Below are 16,735 nucleotides of genomic sequence, written 5' to 3' on the forward strand. Positions count from 1 at the left end.
AACCCAGTCAAATCAACCCAGTCAAATCAACCCAGTCAAATCAACACCAGTCAAATCAACACCAGTCAAATCGCTCAGTCAGCCAGTTCGCTGAGACTCGTCGGTTCAACGATCACTTCGATTGCCTCGTCTTGATGCGTCGCCTCGTATTCCTCCATCAACATCGCTGGACAAACCTCTTGCTCGCCACACTTCGTGCAGATGATCCGAACCAAATCACTGCCTCCCAATTTCACCTCTTCTTCGGCACACAAGTCGAAAAGCTTTTTCAAATGAACACAACTCATTTCCAATCTCCCTAGAAATATTGGCTCGAACTCGAAAGCAGGCTCCTTTGCCCCTAACTGCATTCTAACGGACTCGGTGCCTCCCAAGCAATCAAAAACGGGTACCAGCAATCCGAAAACGGGTCATTGCCAATTCGGTTGCCCCCACCCAACCGATCGAACAGGCTTTCGTATACAATCGGGCCATTCAACGATCAAATTTGCACATCTCGAAATCGAACCAGAAGGAATTACGGATTGATGTCGGACGTTCCTCCACCGCAAGCCCCGCCGCTCGATTCGCATGCCGACTCGATACCAATCAGGCACGGGCCCTATCCCGAATTCACTTGGACCGCCGTCATTCTTGGCTGGATTATCGGGGCACTGATTGCGATCTCGATTGGCTACGCAGCCTTGATTCTCGGCTTTGCTATCGAAGGCTCCGAATTAGCAGCGATACTTGGCTGGGGCGTCCTCCGCGGCGTACTGCGACGGACGAGTATTGTCGAAAACAACATCAATCAAACGATTGCCTCGGCCGTGAACGGTGCCTCATCGGGCATTATGTTCTCGGTCCCTGCACTTTTTATCCTCAGTCGCTCCGAGGGACTCGAATCCGTCGCCGACTTTAGCATCCCGCTGATGATTTTGGCATGCATCACCGGATGTGTGCTGGGCCTGGCGTTTGTGATCCCGCTGCGAAAACAGATGATCGACTTTGACCGACTGGCCTACCCCGGTGGCATTGCAGTTGCAACGATCCTGAAGTCCCCCGGGGCTGGCGTTCGCAAAGCCGTGCTACTTGTCGGCGGGGCACTCGTTTCGGGGATCTCTCACCTAATGGTGCTCCACTATTTTGGCGAAGAGGGCAACTGGAACGCTGGCACCCAATTTGGATTGTCGCCAATGTTGAACATAAGTTTCTATCTCTCGGTAATGACGATCGGCGTCGGTTTCTTGTCAGGCAAGGGCGGCTTCTGGTTTGGTGCGGGTGGTTTCCTGTGTTACTTCTTGCTTTCGCCACTGCTAAGCACGTTTGCCACCGCTGATGTCGCGGCGTTGACGTCCGTTCCGGATCAAATGCGAGGAGTCCTCTACAAACCGCTTGGAATCGGAATGCTTGTCGGTGCTGCCATCGGAGGCATCGTTGCCGCATTCCCGCTGATTGCCAGTGCATTGAAATCGATGCACGCTGCCAGCAATCAAGACTTGGATTCGGAGGCGGCGAAAGACGAAATGCCGATTGGATTTCTTTACGCGGCGATTGGATTGGGTGCGTTAGTAATGATTTGGATCGCCTTCAACAGCGTGGAATCAATGACGCTTGGCCGAGCCGCGACGATGGCCCTGTTAGGGACGCTTTGGGTGTGGGTCGCCGGTGTGGTGGTCAGCGAATGTGTTGGTCGCACCAATTGGTCGCCACTTTCGGGAATGACTTTGATTGCGGTGACGATTGTGATATTGGTCGCCAAAGGCGGACTGGATAAACCAGCGACAATCACCAGTTCGATACTTGTTGGCGCCGCAATTTGTCTAGCCATTTCGCAAGCGGCCGACATGATGTTGGATCTCAAGTCCGGCTATTTGGTAGGAGCGATTCCGCGTCGTCAACAATTCGCCCAATTCGTGGGTGCATGGCTTGGCCCTGTGATCGTCATCTTCTTGATGATCTTGTTGAATAACCAATACGAAATCGGCTCCGAAAAATTGCCTGCGCCTCAAGCACAGGCCCTTGCGTCGGTCACCGAAAGCATTCTCAATGATGATGTCCCCGCATTTCGCTACACTGCCGGTGCTGGGTTGGGATTGATGTTGGCGGTTAGCGGACTGGGCGGGATTGGTGTTTTAATTGCCCTGGGATTCTACATGCCGTTTCAAGTTGCCCTGACCTACACAATCGGCAATGCCCTGCGAATCGTTTCGGACAAAGTACTGGGCAGCAAATTCAGCCATGAGACCGGCATCCCGATCGCTGCGGGATTGATTGTTGGCGAAGCACTCGTCGGCGTCGGCAATGCACTGATGCAAGTTTTCTTTGCCAAACCCGAAGCAACCGAAACTGCGATGCATTGTGGATCGTCCTGGTTCGAACAAATTGCAAGGTGGATGTGAAAAACATGATAAAACGATTGTTTGGACACGCTTTACTTTGGGTCGGTTTCCTGGCCGCTGCCTTCGTGTCGCTTCGGCAACTCGAATTGCCCGAAGATAAATGGGACACGATCCACTGGGGACATTATGCTTTTGCGATGGCAATTGGTTTCGTCGGTGTGATACTGCTGCGAATTGCAAACCGGAGTGCTGACGAAGACGATGAAAAAACCGACGCAGAATACTCGGTGGTGCAAGACAGCTTGGCAAAGGTCCAAACGGTGATCGATCGACTTTGTAGTGGCGACTCCGACCACCCCAGCGTCGTGCTACATGCGATCGACAACGAGTGCACCGAGCCATTATCGGATTTTGCCGAGGCGAGGGGTGCTTTGGTGAAACGGTTTGGCTTAGAAACCTACGCGAACGTGATGACCGAATTTGCCGGTGCCGAACGTTACATCAACCGAAGTTGGTCCGCTGCGGCCGATGGTTACGTGGATGAGGTCGATTTGAGTTTGAATCGCGCAAAAAATCATCTGACCAAAGCAAGCGAGTTGCTAAGGACCGCCGAAGGTAGCCATTGATGTTCGGAGCCGAGGACACGATCGTCGCGATTGCTTCGCCAACAACACCTGCGATACGAGGGATCGTACGACTTTCCGGCCACGATGTTCTTTCGATCCTCCGTACCGTCGACGTCGCGTTGCCCTCGAGCAAACGTCCACAAGTAATGGAAACCTCGATCGATCTTGGGGAACCGCTTGGCGCGATGGAGACATCGGTGATGCTATGGCCGACGCATCACAGCTATACGGGGCAACCGAGCGCCGAAATTCATTCGCATGGCTGCTTGCCGATTCTTCAAGCGATTGTGAACCGATTGACCGGTGCTGGCGCACGAGCAGCTCGGCCTGGCGAATTCACCTTGCGAGCCTTCTTGGCTGGCCGACTCGACCTAACTCAAGCGGAAGCCGTCTTGGGAGTGATCGAAGCGGAACAACGTGGCTCACTCGATCATGCGCTGCGTCAATTGGCAGGGAATCTCTCGCGGCCCCTTGAACAAATGCGAAGCGATCTTTTGAACTTGCTCGCCGATGTCGAAGCTGGATTGGATTTCGTGGATGAGGATATCCAATTCATCGAAGATTCCGTTCTGCGAGAACGCTTACTGGCTACGAATGAAATCATCAAACAGACTCGCGAGCGTCTGCGAACGCGGGCGAGTAGTTCCGCCGAACCGATTATCGCACTTCGAGGGAACCCGAACGCCGGGAAGAGTCATTTGGTAAACGCGTTGTCAAATCAACAAGCAGCGATTGTCGCCGACGTCGCCGGAACGACTCGTGACACGGTTTCGGTGCAAACCCTGATTGCAAACCGCCTAGTACAACTCATCGATACCGCTGGGATTGAGCAAGCCGCCGAAGACGATGCGATTTCCGCAGCTTCCCAGGACCACGCGAACCAAGCGTCACGGTCGGCCGATGTTCGGCTGTGGTGTGTCGATGCATCCAAAAGTGGTCTAGCCGCCGAACGTCATCGGCTTGCTCCTTATGCTAACGAAGGCAAACGAAGTGTCTTCGACCTTTGGGTCGCGACCAAAACGGATTTGGTGACCAATCCTATCAAACAACCCAACACGGATGATTGGGTTTATACTAGCGCCGTAAGTGGTGAGGGAATCGAAGAACTGAAACAGCGAATTGATCAGTGCTTAACTCAAAGTGACCACGAAGAAACCGGCTCGGTCATCGGCACCGCAGCTCGATGCTCTCAATCACTGGGGCTTGCCGAACAAGCGATTGTGTCCGCAATGGAACTGGTCGACATGGGCGACGGACACGAGTTTATCGCGGCAGAGCTTCGCATCGCAGTGGAGTCCTTAGGAGAAGTGACTGGGGCAGTTTACACCGACGATATTCTGGATCGTGTGTTCGGACGTTTTTGCATCGGAAAATAATCAAAGAGGGCAATCCATCATGGCGACGATCTGTTTTGTAAAACAACACGACTCACCGTTTGGTTCACTTTGGTCAAGTTGGACAGACAATGGGTTGTACAGTCTAAACTGGGACAAACGCATGCTAAACGAGGACAAACGCATGCCCCCGAGCAATGAGCGTGCGTTATCGTCAACCAAGCAATCGGCAGAATCGCTTGACGATCAATTAGCTAATTTTTTTGCTGGCTTGAGTGCTGACTTTGAGTGCGTCAAAGTCGACTCCTATCGATGGACTCCCTTCACAGCATCGGTCTACAAACAATGTCGCAAGATTCCGAGCGGAGCAACCATCAGCTACAAAGAGCTAGCCGATCGTGCGGGAAATCCGCGTGCTAGCCGGGCGGTAGGTTCTGCGATGGCACGCAATCGCATCCCCATCGTGATTCCTTGCCACCGCGTTATTTCTTCATCCGGTGCATTATGTGGCTTCAGTGCTCCCGGTGGCCTTCGCACGAAACAATTCTTGCTCGACCTCGAATCGCAATCGCTGTTGGTTTAACGTCTTGAATTTAATCGCCAGTGCCACCACGACATTTCAAATTCTTCCCACTGTGGCTCGATCCATTTACGAAAAACCCGAATCCGTTTGGCTCATGCCGCACTGTTGAAACAACTTCCTAACCTGTAAGAAATCTTCCTGCCCAGAGAGGAACACTGTGTCGTCAAAAACTTACCTGCATGAACTAAAAGCCGCTGTGATCGGCACTGGATTTATCGGGCCGGTTCACGTCGAAGCCCTTCGTCGGATCGGCGTTCCTGTGATCGGTATCCTCGATGCGACCGTCGAACGCTCCGAAATGGCTGCGACTCAACTCGGGATTCCTCGGATCTACAAAGACCTCAATGAACTACTTGCGGATGACGAGATTGATACGGTCCATATTGCCACCCCAAATCGTTTTCACTATGAACATGCCGCCGCATGTGTCAAAGCAGGCAAACACACCATGTGTGAAAAACCACTGGCGATGAACTCAATGGAATCCGCTCAATTAGTCGAGCTTGCAGCCAAATCGGATGTTGTCGCCGGCGTCAATTACAACCTTCGCTATTATCCACTTTGTGTGGAAAGTGCCGCTCGTATCCGGAAGGGAACTGCTGGCAAGATTCATCATGTATCGGGCGGCTATGCACAAGATTGGCTGTTCAAGGAAACGGACTTCAATTGGCGAGTCCTTGCGTCCGAAGGTGGCGAACTACGTGCGATCGCCGACATCGGCACCCATTGGCTCGACTTGATTCAATTTATTGTCGGCCAAGAAATCACTGGCGTTTGCGCCGATTTACAAACGGTATTCGCAACACGCCAAAGACCCGTCGGGGCTGCCGAGACGTTTACCGGCAAGCAATGCCCCCCACAAAGCAGTGAGTCCGTGAATATCGATACCGAAGACGCTGGCAACATTTTGCTACGGTTCGAAAACGGCACTCGCGGCGTGATGTCTGTTTCTCAAGTTACCGCCGGCCGCAAGAATTGCCTAAGATTCGAATTGGCTGGTTCCAAACAAGCGTTGGCTTTCAATAGCGAATCCCCCAACGAATTGTGGATCGGCCACCGCGACGAACCAAACGAGGTACTGATCCGCGACCCTTCGTTGATGGACGAAGCGGCCAGCAACGTCACCAGTTACCCAGGCGGACATAACGAGGGGTTCCCCGACGCATTCAAACAAATCTTCCTCGATTTCTACGGACAAATCCTACTCGGCGATGACGCTGGCGAGCCAACCTTTCCCACATTTGCCGATGGGCATCGTGAAATCGTTTTGTGTGAAGCAATTCTCGAAAGCCACCGAAATCAAGGTTGGGTGACAATCTAACCTCCAAACATATCGTAACTACACTTCTATAACGGAGAGTCAAAATGATGCAGCTAGGTTTCACCACGGCGATCTTGCCGAACCAATCGCTTGAGCAGGTTTTTGAGATCGCGTCGGAATGCGGGTACGACTGCGTCGAAGTGATGTGCTGGCCCGCGGGAAATGACGCACGTCGTTATGCGGGCGTCTCTCACATCGACGTCGGCTCGCTCGACGATGCAAAGGTGAGCGAAATCCATGCACTTTCAGAGAAATACGGAGTCAGCATCAGCGCACTCGGCTATTATCCGAACCCGTTATCGCCTAACCAGGAAGAAGCCAACGCCGCAGTGGCCCATTTTTGCAAAGTAATCACGGCAGCCGCAAAGCTAGGCATTCACAAAGCAAACTCGTTTGTCGGTCGCGATTGGACGAAATCGGTCGATGAAAATTGGCCACGGTATTTGGAAACATGGAAACCCATCATCGACTTTGCAGAACAGCAAAACGTGAAAGTGGGAATCGAAAACTGTCCAATGTATTTCTCGGACGACGAGTGGCCCGGCGGGAAGAACCTTGCCCACTGTCCTGCGATTTGGACGCGGATGTTCGAAGACATTCCGAGTGATCATTTCGGATTGAATTTTGATCCGTCGCACCTCGTGTGGCAACACATTGATTACCTATTGCCACTACGTCAATTTGCGGACAAGCTGTTTCATGTTCACGCAAAAGATGTTCGCATCGATCGCGACAAGATCAATCAGGTTGGCATTTTGGCGGTCCCCAATGCATACCACACTCCCAAGTTACCTGGCATGGGCGATATTGATTGGGGCAAGTTCTTTTCGATCCTTGGCGACGTCGGTTACCGAGGTCCGGTCTGTGTTGAAGTGGAGGATCGAATTTTCGAAGACAGCGATACGAACCGTAAACTGTCACTGCGGCAAAGTGCGACCTACTTGCGAAATTACGTTCCGCGACACGTGTAGAGTACGACTTCAAGTAGAGTACGTCTTCAAGTAGAGTACGACTTCAAGTTACGGAAAAATTTGTGCTGGTACTTCTAGGAAAACCGCGCACGCGCACTCTGCTAACGCAGTGCGCGACCTCGCGATCCGCTGGCTCGTCGTTTGGATTCCGCCACTCGTCTGCATCCACGATGCGAACGCACTAGAAGATCCCCGCACCAAAATCGTCGTCGTCAACGGATTCCGTTTGGCTATCCGCCGTGCCTCGCTCCTCGGCGTTGACCCGCTCGCGCGCCGAAGTATCCATGAAATGGGGGCGACGAGGCGAGCCGCTTCCATCGGAACCAACTTCCTCTTGGTCAATGATCGCCGTGCCGCTTGGCTCGTCCGATTTCGATGTTTCCTCGGATGCGCTCAATTCATCTGCGTCGTAATCAAAGTCATCATCGTAGCGTGATTGGTAACCTGGTTCACGCGATCTCGCCAATTCGGCTTCGAACTCGGCAATCACAGCCGCTTGAATCTGCTCACGACATTCGCTGTTAATGGGATGCGCCACATCGGCATAAAGCTTCTGAGGCGAATCAATGTCGGCATCTATCTGTAAACGGACACCGCAATGGTTGCAGTACGTTGCACGCAAATGATTCTTATGACTACATCGTTGGCAATGAGCAGTCAGTTTACGGCTAGGCATTGCCACAAACGGCCCATTGGAACCGTCAATAATTTTCAAGTCTCGAACCACAAAGGCACCGTCAATTGTGATCGAGCAAAATGCTCGAAGACGGTCCTCGGACGATTCCATAAGTTTGATTCGTATTTCGCTAATCTGCACGGTCCAACCCTCCCTAACCGTTCGGCGTAATGACAAGATTGACTGATGATGGAACAGTTGCCGAGCTTACCGATGCCACCCGCGATCCCGGCAGGAGCTGGCTGCGAAGTTGTTCAGCCCCGCGCCGTGCATCCACCGCGTTTCGAGCAAGCCCAAAGCATGCCGAACCGCTACCCGTTAATTGACACCCTATCAGACCAATATGCCACATCGATTCGAGGATTTCATCGATTTGCTTGGCGATTTTTACAGCTGGCTCCTGTAGTCGATTTAAACCTCCAGCAGCAATTCCGCCCAAATCCCCCCTTCCGAGCGCCGCTATCATCGCGTCTGGGGGCACAATTTCAGTAGGAATTGTCGCCTGAGAATAAACTCGTGCGGTAGACAAACAGACCGATGGAAAAACGACCACCATGTCAATCTGGGAGAGGAGCGAAACCTGGGACAACTTCTCACCACGTCCCTGGGCCCTAGCCGCTTGGCACGAATGCCTGTCAATTCCCAAGAAAAACGGCACATCGCTGCCAATTTCCGCCGCCAAAACCGTTAGTTCAGGATTATGGAGCGGTATTCCATGTAACGCAGCCGCACAGCGAAGCGCCGCAGCTGCGTCGCTGCTCGCCCCCCCCATTCCGGCCCCCGCTGGTATCCTCTTCAGCAGATCGCAGTGAAAACCGCCCGGTGTATCAAAATGATCTCGAAAGCGGCGTAGCGCTCGAACAACCAGATTTTTTTCGTCCGAGGGAATCGCCAATAAATTTTTGCCATCATCTGAATTGGGATCAACACCTAATTCGGCTGCGACGACCTCAAGCGAAGGAAGCCAACCAATCGAAAGGCTAATGTCACTGGCTTCAGTCCGGGCGAGCCGCATTTCATCGCACCAATCGATTGGCAACATAATGGTATCAATCTCATGAAAACCATCGTCTCGTTTTCCCAACAGTTCGAGAAACAGATTCAACTTCGCAGGCGGACGCGAGGTGACGACATTCGGCATCAGCACAGTATCCAGTTTTGATTGTCACGCTTCATCTCAAAAAAACCGCGTTACAACTTGCATCTTCTCGCAGAGCAAAAGGCGACTATCGTTCAGACGCATTACAATCGATCCACAACCGTGGAGCAGAAGAGGACTATGCAGCCACAATTCCACGCTTTTCAAAATCGCTCTCGCTCATCGCAACAATCGTAATCCCGGCTTGGCTTGCGCGACGAAGCGTTTCTTCGCGTTCGACTAAAATCGTCTTATCGGCTTCGATCACAATCGTCGTTCCTCCCGCATCCATCACTCGGTCAACGGTTTGAGGACCAATCGTTGGCACGTCAAAACGCATGTCTTGATTTGGCTTACTCACTTTCACGAGCGTCCAACCGCCGCGACGACAAAGCGTTCCGGTACGTTCAATACACGCATCGGTACCTTCGATCGCTTCAACGGCAATCACCGCGCCATCTTTGATCGTAATCGATTGGCCGATATCCATTCCGCCCATCGTTCGAGCAACTCGCCAACCCATCTCGATATCTTTTTCGAGCCTCGCATTGGGACTTCGTCCCACCAACATTCCATGATTCACGAGCAACTCCGGAGCAAAATCAGTGGGGGCACAAACTTCCATGCCGCTGCTATTGTAAGTATTCGTAACGGCCAACAATAAACGGTCATCGCGAGCATCACGGTTGCGTCCAAACAGTAGTGGACCAAAAGTTCGAAGACAACGAAAATCGGGCAGATGTCGTAGCCAAAGCGAACCGCTAAACAACAAGTCCGCCTTAAAAAGCTTTCCCGCCATCGTCACCTGTTTAACACCGGACCGGCGAAAATAACGAATGTGGCCACCAACTTTTCCGACGCCAGACCAAATCATGTCATCACAAATGGATTCCAACGTTTCGCTGGCGTGACCCTTAATTGCAATGCAACAAACCGAGCCACCTTGGCGTTTGACTTCCGTAGCGACCTCGATGGGAAAACTTCCCCATCCAGCGATCAAGCCAACCGGATGGCCTTCCGCTGGTTGTAGTATGCTCGTCGAACTCGACATAACCGATCCCCGTTACGCGGCGTGTTTCGTTTGATCATCGATCGGCAACGATTGTTTCTCGCTCATTCGGTCGAGGTCCCGTCGCAACGTTTTTATTTCACGTCGCATCTCCGGCAAACGTCGCTGTACTGCCATGATTTGCATTTGCTCGCGCTGAGGCGTTGCGGGTGAACCGAGATAGACCTGGTCGCCAACGCAATCGTCCATCACGCCTGCTTGAGCACCAACGATCGTGCGATCGCCCAAATGAAGGTGATCTTTCAAACCGACTTGGCCTGCCAAAACAACGTAGTCGCCTGTGGTACAACTGCCGGCGACGCCCACTTGGCTGCACAACAAATTATGACGCCCGATGCGACAATTGTGCCCAATCATCACTTGGTTATCGATCTTGGTTCCTTCACCGATCCGCGTTCGTCCATAGGTGGCGCGGTCGATTGTTACGCAGGCCCCAAGTTCGACATCGGAATCGAGCTGGACAAACCCGAGTTGAGCAGTCGGAACATGGCGTCCGTTTTCTTGTCGGTACCCAAATCCATTTGCTCCAAGAATGGTTCCAGAATGCAGGGTGCATCGATCGGCGATTTGAGTGTATTCGTAAAGCACCACGCCAGGAAACAAAACACAATCGTCACCGATTCGGCAACCTGGCATGATCACAACGCCCGGCATCACCCGAGTTCGCTCACCAATCGTGACCCCTTGGCCAACCACGGCCGACGGATGGATATGTGCCGATTCGGCAATCACCGCATTTGGATCGACCCCCGAACTTGGCAGATCGGTGGTTAGCGGAGGGCGAAAATGCGAGACAATTTTGATGAACGCAGTATGAGTGTCTGCAACCACAATTTGAGCCATCGGAGCGGAATCAAGAGGCACCGCGGTGACAACGGCAATCGCTTCGGACTCGTTCATTTGGCTCGCTCGACGCGAATCGTCAAGCATCGTGACTTGCCCGCTCGATTCGTCGCCGAGCGGGAAGGCCCCGGTACAGATCGAGTCACAATCGCCGTTTTTTTGGCCGTTAATTAGCTTTCCGTCGACCATCGCTACTAAGCGAGAGAGCCTGATATTCATCCCGTCATCCTTGCCGGTAAATATGTATTTGAGTTTTAAGCGATGGCACATCGAAATCGCAGAAATGGCTCTTCGGCCACAGATTGCACGATTCCAGTGGCAGTCCTGGGTTTTTCAAATTCATCTATAACTGGCACTGCGTCCCACAAGCAAGATCGGATTGCGAGAGTTGACCGAGTTCCGAATTGAATAGCCCCCCCGTCGGGTGCCGTTCATTGCGATACCTTTACAGACACTTATTGCGTAGTGCCTTCTATTCCATCACCAATGCCCAATGTGCCAGCAATCGGTTGGTCGAAGTTATGCAAAGCCGTGGTTTTACGGACGAACGACGCAAATCTGCTTTAATGGCACGGATTCTGCACCCATGAATTCGGAAACCGGCTAGGGAAGGTCGACGAACCGCCGAAGATAAAAATTTCGCAAGATCATTTAGCAATATTATGCAATACCCACCCAATGGATTTCCGAATCGTCAATCTGTTCTTTAAATAGGTTGGTTGATATTGCGGCAACAATCGGTAAAGAGAAGATTTTTTGCAAGCGTGTGGCATCTACCGTCCTTAACGGTTATATTCAATTTCCCTATAACCCCTAAACAACTCATTCACTACACATCCTGATGGAGTCCTCCTAATGAAGCTTTCCGTAACCTTTGCTTTCGCGGCATTCGTCGCGATGCTTTTTGCGATCCCTCAGGCTTCGGCTGCGTTGGTATTGTCGGAGACGTTCAGCTATCCGGATGGACCACTTGTTGGCGCTGCGGGCAGCCCATGGACAACTAGCTCTGGAACCGCTGGTCAACAAAATGTGGTTGGAGGCGAACTGTATCTCAGCGATAACGAAACGGAAGACACGCGAGCTGAGTTTTTAGGAACTACCTTGGCTACTGGTTTTACATCCGGAAGCATCGTCGCAACGTTCCAGATGAGAATGGATTCGGCGGATCCTGCATCGTCGTCTGCCACGGGTAAGTACATTACACATTTCATTGGAGACAGCGACGAATTGGGAGACCCTGGCTCATTTTTCGGAAGAGTTTTTGTAAATGATGGGAGCGCCGGAACTGATTTTGTTTTGGGACTTTCGAATAGCGCAGGCACGGCGTCGACCGCTTTTGTCACAGAACTTAACTCGGATACCACGTATGATTTAACGCTTACGCTTGATATTGACAGTGGTACGTCGTCACTTAGTGTCGGGGGGCTTGGGACGATCAATGCTACTGATGCGGCAACCGTTGCTCGGGTGAACGCGTTTGGCTTCCGGCAAACAACGACGACTGGCGATCAATTCTTTGACAACTTGGCTGTTAACACAATCAGCGCTGTTCCAGAGCCTGGTAGCTTTGCAATGCTCGGCTTGATCGGTTTGGTTGGTTTGACCAATCGTCGCCGTAAGTAAGACATTTCGATCTAATAAATTAGGCACAAAAGCGGCGGTCATTTTGACCGCCGCTTTTTTTTGCGCAACCGCTTGTCGCACACCGGCTCATTCGATGCCTCCGATTGCCCTCCGCCCACTGAAGACCAAAACCGAAGACAAAATTGGCGATGAGGGAAAACGCCCCTTTTCCAATTCTCGTTTCTAAAGAGTCTGGAACGGAAGGAAGCAATGAACACAAAGGAAACGCCTCTCACGGGGTAGGCTCACGCAAAATTGTCTTTGTGTTCGACTGCACGAGCGGTTAGACTGCGCTGGTTCCCCGTTACGACGGTTCCCGATTTCGACACCCCACCCGCCCTTCCCGCCCTAATGGAGGCAGCCATGTCGAAAGCGTCTCAGCAGGTGTTTCGGCTCATTGCGTTGCACAATAAATTGCTCCCCGAGCCAGAGCTCGATGCACTTTTGGCGGAGTTTTCGGACCCGCTGCAAGCCCTTGAGCAATTGGTTCAGCGAAAGGTGGTTTCCGAAAAGAAGGCCGCCCAATTCCAATCGGTTTTTAAAAAACAGTTGGACAAGCTCACCGCCGAGTATCTCTGCGAGGCGGATGAAACGCCTCAACCGATATCGCCACAAACGCCTAAGTCATCCGAGAGCTCAAAAGCATCAACCGCCGCGGAGGCCAAAGTCGTTGCGAAGAACGAGTCGAAACGGCTTGCAAAACCCGGTGTTGAATTGATCCACGGATTGATGCTTGAAGCCCGTCGCATGGGGGCGTCAGATTTGCACATTAAATCGGGCATGGTGCCGGTGGTTCGTGTGCATGGACTACTCAAGGATTTGCCGTATCCGAGTCTAACGGCTGATGTTGCTGAGCAATCGCTGCTAGCGATTTTGACCGACGCTCAACGATCCGCTTTCAAAGCCGACCTGGAGCTTGATTTTTCCTATGACGGTGGCGAGGAACTGGGGCGTTACCGATCCAATTTGCTGTTTCAGCATCGCGGTGTCGATGGCGTTTTCCGTTTGATCCCTGAAACCATTCCCACGTTTGAACAATTGCAATTGCCCGATGCCGTGAAACGATTCACCGAGCACCGTGTGGGCGTCGTCTTGGTCACAGGCCCAAAAGGGAGCGGCAAGACAACCACGCTAGCCGCCATGGTCGATCGCATCAACCGTAACCGAGCCGAGCATATTATCACTGTCGAAGATCCGATCGAGTTCGTTCATCCCTGCAAACGAGGGCATGTCAACCAGCGACAAGTCGGAACGCACACCAAGTCGTTTTCCAATGCGCTGCGGTCCGCTCTGCGGGAAGCTCCGGATGTGATCATGGTAGGTGAAATGCGAGACTTGGAAACAACGTCGCTAGCGATCACCGCCGCCGAGACAGGCCACTTGGTGCTGGCGACATTGCATACGCCCGATGCAATCCGCACCATCGGCCGAATCTTGGATGAGTTTCCACCGAAAGAGCAGCCTCAAATTCGCGCCATGCTATCGGAGTCACTCTGTGGCATCTGCTCGCAACTACTGTTGCCTGGTGCCGATGAAAAATCGATGGCACTTGCCGTCGAAGTCTTGGTCAACACGCAAGCAATCGGACACCTGATCCGCGAAGAAAAGGTCCACCAGATCCACGGCGTGATGGAAACAGGCAAGCAACACGGCATGATCCTGATGGACGATTCTCTGATTCGACTTGCCAAAGAAGGCCGCATCGCACCAGAGATGGCCTACGAATACGCTCAAAATCAAAAATACGTCAAAGCCGAGTTGGCTTTGGAGGGAGAGTAGGAAATGGCACAGCTAGATCCACTTCTGCTTCGAATGCAAGAAGTAAACGCATCGGACTTGCATCTCGTCGTTGGACAACCGCCGAAGTACCGCATCGACGGCAAGGTTGAGAACATTGAGGACCACGACGTTCTGACCCGAGAACGATTGGCCGAGTACATGTTCGAGTTGTGCAGCGATAGCCAACGAGCCCGCTACGAAGAGAACCTCGATTTCGACTTTGCCTACGGGATAGGTCAGCAAGCGAGATTTCGCTGCAATTATTTTTTCCAGCGGACCGGGTATGCGGCCGTAATGCGTCTGATTCCGACACGGATTTCATCAGTCGAAGAATTGGGTTTGCCACCGGGATTGTTGCGATTCGCGGACTTGCGAAGCGGTTTGGTACTCGTAACCGGTCCCACAGGAAGCGGGAAATCGACCACGTTGGCTGCCCTGATTGACCATATCAATCAGCGGCAGCGCAAACATATCGTCACTATCGAAGATCCAGTCGAGTTCGTCCATCAGAACCAACAATCGATCATCACACACCGCGAAGTCGGCGAGCATACACAATCGTTTGCCAGTGCACTGCGGACCGTCACGCGCCAAGATGCGGATGTTGTATTGGTAGGTGAAATGCGAGATTTGGAAACGATTAGTCAAGCAATCAGTGCAGCCAGTATGGGCACGTTGGTTTACGGGACACTGCACACGAACAGTGCCCCAAAGACGATCGACCGAATTATCGATGTTTTCCCAAGCGACCAGCAGGCCCAGATTCGCACGATGCTAGCCGAGTCGATTCGCGGAATTGTGGCTCAACAACTATTGCTCCGCAAAGGTGGCAAAGGCCGAGTCGCGGCCAACGAAATTTTGTTTGGAACCAGTGCCGTTGCGAATATCATTCGCGAAGGCAAAATCGAAAAAATCACTTCGGTACTGCAGTCGGGGAAACGCGATGGAATGCAATTGATGGACGATTCGCTGCAACAGTTGGTGGATGCCGAAACCATCGACGGTGCCGACGCCTATATGAAAGCGTCTGAGAAACGGCGTTTCGCAGAATATGCGCCAATGTAACAACGAACCCTCTTGGTTAAGTCGTTAAGCAAGACGGTGAATCGCAGCCTTTGGGCTAATCCCAATCGCGTTGTCTCGGGAACGCTTTACGGCTTTTTAGCCTCTAGAAATTCGATCTGACGTTTCGCAAGCGTCATACGACCGGCAACGATGTTCTTTGCGATGGCGCTAAGATGTTCCTGGTTGTGAATTTTGAGTTGGCGGAGCCGGAACAACGCCACAGGCAAACGAAGATCCTCTGCCTTGGCTGAAAACGTTGCGTCAATATGCTGCCTGCGTGCTTGCTGGAGCACCTCGAGATCGCGATAGCCAAACTCTTCGCTCGGTTCAATGTTGGTTCCCTCACCCCAGTCATTCCAAGTTGCAATTTGTATCAGTGGAGCCTTCGATGCAAACGCATGCTGCAAACTGAATTGAAAGGTTTTTCCGTCGTTATCTTCAATTGGCGGATATCCATCCCTCACCTTCGCCTCTGAATAGATATCAACGAAACGCGGAAAAACGACGGGGATGGAGGACTGCCACTGACGCGAAATGTCTCCGAAACGTGCCGTCCGCTCGACTCCTTGTTTGGGAATTGGCCAATCAAAGCCACCGATGGCACCGTCGCGGCAAATATGTTCGCTGAAGTAAGCAACGGGAGCTTTTAGTTTTCCAATCGCTTGTGTCCACTCAGGATTCGTCAATCCAGCATTCCCAAACGACAACAAAACGGGGCGGTCTTCAAGTTGGACATAGCTGTTCCGCGTGAACCAATGACTCGCCATCCACTCGATTTCCGATACCACGTGATCCACACGGTCTTTGGGATCGAGCCTATTCGCTTTGATTAACGCTGGTAGTGTTTGGTCTTCATAACAAATGGCGAATTTCATACCTAAACGCTCAACCTGTTCTACCAAACGCAGGGTGTTGTCATGCAGCACCTTGTAATCATGTAGATCCGTCAGTCCGTACCAATCGACAATGACACCGTCGATACCAGCGACTTTCATCAACAACAGGTGGTATTCAAGAACGTCCGTGTCACCTGAGTCATAAGGGCCAATCAATGGATAGTACTTCGAAGCCACTTCGCGTCTGCTATCGGTTTGCAGCTCAGGATCAAAGTGGTTCATGGTCCAATGCCAGCCCCATTGATTACGGAATGGCTTTGCAGTGTACCAAGGCATGTAGTGCGCCAAAACAAGCGGGGACGTTGAGACCTCGGCGGGCTGGTTGGCTAACGTGCCTGCACCACAAAACGCCGTCATAACAAAGAACAGACTGACAGCAAGGATACGATGCGGTCTGGTAGAATCAATCAATTGGCACCATCCATTGTTCAGTTTGCTCAACGCCCAGGCATGCATTATTCCGCGGGTGCGTCCCACGAATCTAGCGAAA

15 protein-coding genes are annotated in these 16,735 nt (G+C 52.2%); 9 read left to right on the forward strand and 6 right to left on the reverse strand.

Going from position 1 to position 16,735, the window contains the following annotated elements:
* Positions 1-74 precede the first annotated feature (74 nt).
* Positions 75-287, reverse strand: a complete 213-nt coding sequence (locus CA13_RS32860; RefSeq protein WP_146404325.1) for a hypothetical protein — start codon at positions 285-287, stop codon at positions 75-77.
* 240 nt (positions 288-527) lie between these two features.
* Between CA13_RS32860 and CA13_RS32865 the strand changes: the two genes are divergently transcribed.
* From CA13_RS32865 to CA13_RS32890, 6 genes are all read left to right on the forward strand, one after another.
* On the forward strand, positions 528-2,381 hold the full coding sequence (locus CA13_RS32865; RefSeq protein ID WP_146404326.1) for an OPT family oligopeptide transporter: 1,854 nt from the start codon (positions 528-530) through the stop codon (positions 2,379-2,381).
* Between the two features lie 5 nt (positions 2,382-2,386).
* On the forward strand, positions 2,387-2,947 hold the full coding sequence (locus CA13_RS32870) for a hypothetical protein (protein WP_146404327.1): 561 nt from the start codon (positions 2,387-2,389) through the stop codon (positions 2,945-2,947).
* On the forward strand, positions 2,947-4,323 hold the full coding sequence (mnmE, locus tag CA13_RS32875) for a tRNA uridine-5-carboxymethylaminomethyl(34) synthesis GTPase MnmE (RefSeq protein WP_146404328.1): 1,377 nt from the start codon (positions 2,947-2,949) through the stop codon (positions 4,321-4,323). The genes CA13_RS32870 and mnmE overlap by 1 nt, the downstream gene beginning before the upstream one ends.
* A gap of 19 nt (positions 4,324-4,342) precedes the next feature.
* Positions 4,343-4,864, forward strand: coding sequence for a methylated-DNA--[protein]-cysteine S-methyltransferase (locus CA13_RS32880; protein WP_146404329.1), 522 nt, complete (start codon positions 4,343-4,345; stop codon positions 4,862-4,864).
* A 157-nt stretch (positions 4,865-5,021) separates the two neighbouring features.
* Positions 5,022-6,185 carry a Gfo/Idh/MocA family protein gene (locus tag CA13_RS32885; RefSeq protein WP_419195268.1) on the forward strand — a complete coding sequence of 388 codons (1,164 nt, stop codon included), beginning with the start codon at positions 5,022-5,024 and terminating at the stop codon, positions 6,183-6,185.
* 44 nt (positions 6,186-6,229) lie between these two features.
* On the forward strand, positions 6,230-7,156 hold the full coding sequence (locus CA13_RS32890) for a sugar phosphate isomerase/epimerase family protein (protein ID WP_473087524.1): 927 nt from the start codon (positions 6,230-6,232) through the stop codon (positions 7,154-7,156).
* A gap of 181 nt (positions 7,157-7,337) precedes the next feature.
* Here the strand turns inward: CA13_RS32890 and CA13_RS32895 are convergent, their stop codons facing one another.
* From CA13_RS32895 to lpxD, 4 genes are all read right to left on the reverse strand, one after another.
* Positions 7,338-7,973: a SpoVG family protein gene (locus tag CA13_RS32895; protein ID WP_419195269.1), complete on the reverse strand. Its 636-nt coding sequence runs from the start codon at positions 7,971-7,973 to the stop codon at positions 7,338-7,340.
* 13 nt (positions 7,974-7,986) lie between these two features.
* The gene (locus CA13_RS32900; protein ID WP_146404331.1) at positions 7,987-8,973 is read right to left on the reverse strand and encodes a 4-(cytidine 5'-diphospho)-2-C-methyl-D-erythritol kinase; all 987 of its coding nucleotides are present in this window, start codon (positions 8,971-8,973) and stop codon (positions 7,987-7,989) included.
* A gap of 136 nt (positions 8,974-9,109) precedes the next feature.
* Entirely contained in the window at positions 9,110-10,021 is a 912-nt protein-coding gene (locus CA13_RS32905; RefSeq protein ID WP_146404332.1) for an LpxI family protein, read from the reverse strand.
* Positions 10,022-10,033: 12 nt separating this feature from the next.
* Positions 10,034-11,101 (reverse strand): UDP-3-O-(3-hydroxymyristoyl)glucosamine N-acyltransferase, encoded by a 1,068-nt coding sequence (gene lpxD / locus CA13_RS32910; protein ID WP_146404333.1) that lies wholly within the window; start codon positions 11,099-11,101, stop codon positions 10,034-10,036.
* A 636-nt stretch (positions 11,102-11,737) separates the two neighbouring features.
* Between lpxD and CA13_RS32915 the strand changes: the two genes are divergently transcribed.
* The 3 genes from CA13_RS32915 to CA13_RS32925 all read left to right on the forward strand — a co-directional run bounded on the left by CA13_RS32915 (position 11,738) and on the right by CA13_RS32925 (position 15,349).
* A complete protein-coding gene (locus tag CA13_RS32915) occupies positions 11,738-12,505 on the forward strand; it encodes a PEP-CTERM sorting domain-containing protein (RefSeq protein WP_146404334.1) in 768 nt (255 codons plus the stop codon).
* 363 nt (positions 12,506-12,868) lie between these two features.
* Positions 12,869-14,284: a type IV pilus twitching motility protein PilT gene (locus tag CA13_RS32920; protein ID WP_419195270.1), complete on the forward strand. Its 1,416-nt coding sequence runs from the start codon at positions 12,869-12,871 to the stop codon at positions 14,282-14,284.
* A 3-nt stretch (positions 14,285-14,287) separates the two neighbouring features.
* Entirely contained in the window at positions 14,288-15,349 is a 1,062-nt protein-coding gene (locus CA13_RS32925; RefSeq protein WP_146404335.1) for a type IV pilus twitching motility protein PilT, read from the forward strand.
* 86 nt (positions 15,350-15,435) lie between these two features.
* On the opposite strand, the gene CA13_RS32930 is transcribed toward CA13_RS32925, so the two are convergent.
* Entirely contained in the window at positions 15,436-16,656 is a 1,221-nt protein-coding gene (locus CA13_RS32930; RefSeq protein WP_146404336.1) for a glycoside hydrolase family 99 protein, read from the reverse strand.
* Between the last annotated feature and the right edge of the window lie 79 nt (positions 16,657-16,735).

It is taken from the genome of Novipirellula herctigrandis (genome assembly GCA_007859835.1).
Taxonomy (GTDB): Bacteria; Planctomycetota; Planctomycetia; order Pirellulales; family Pirellulaceae; genus Novipirellula_A; species Novipirellula_A herctigrandis.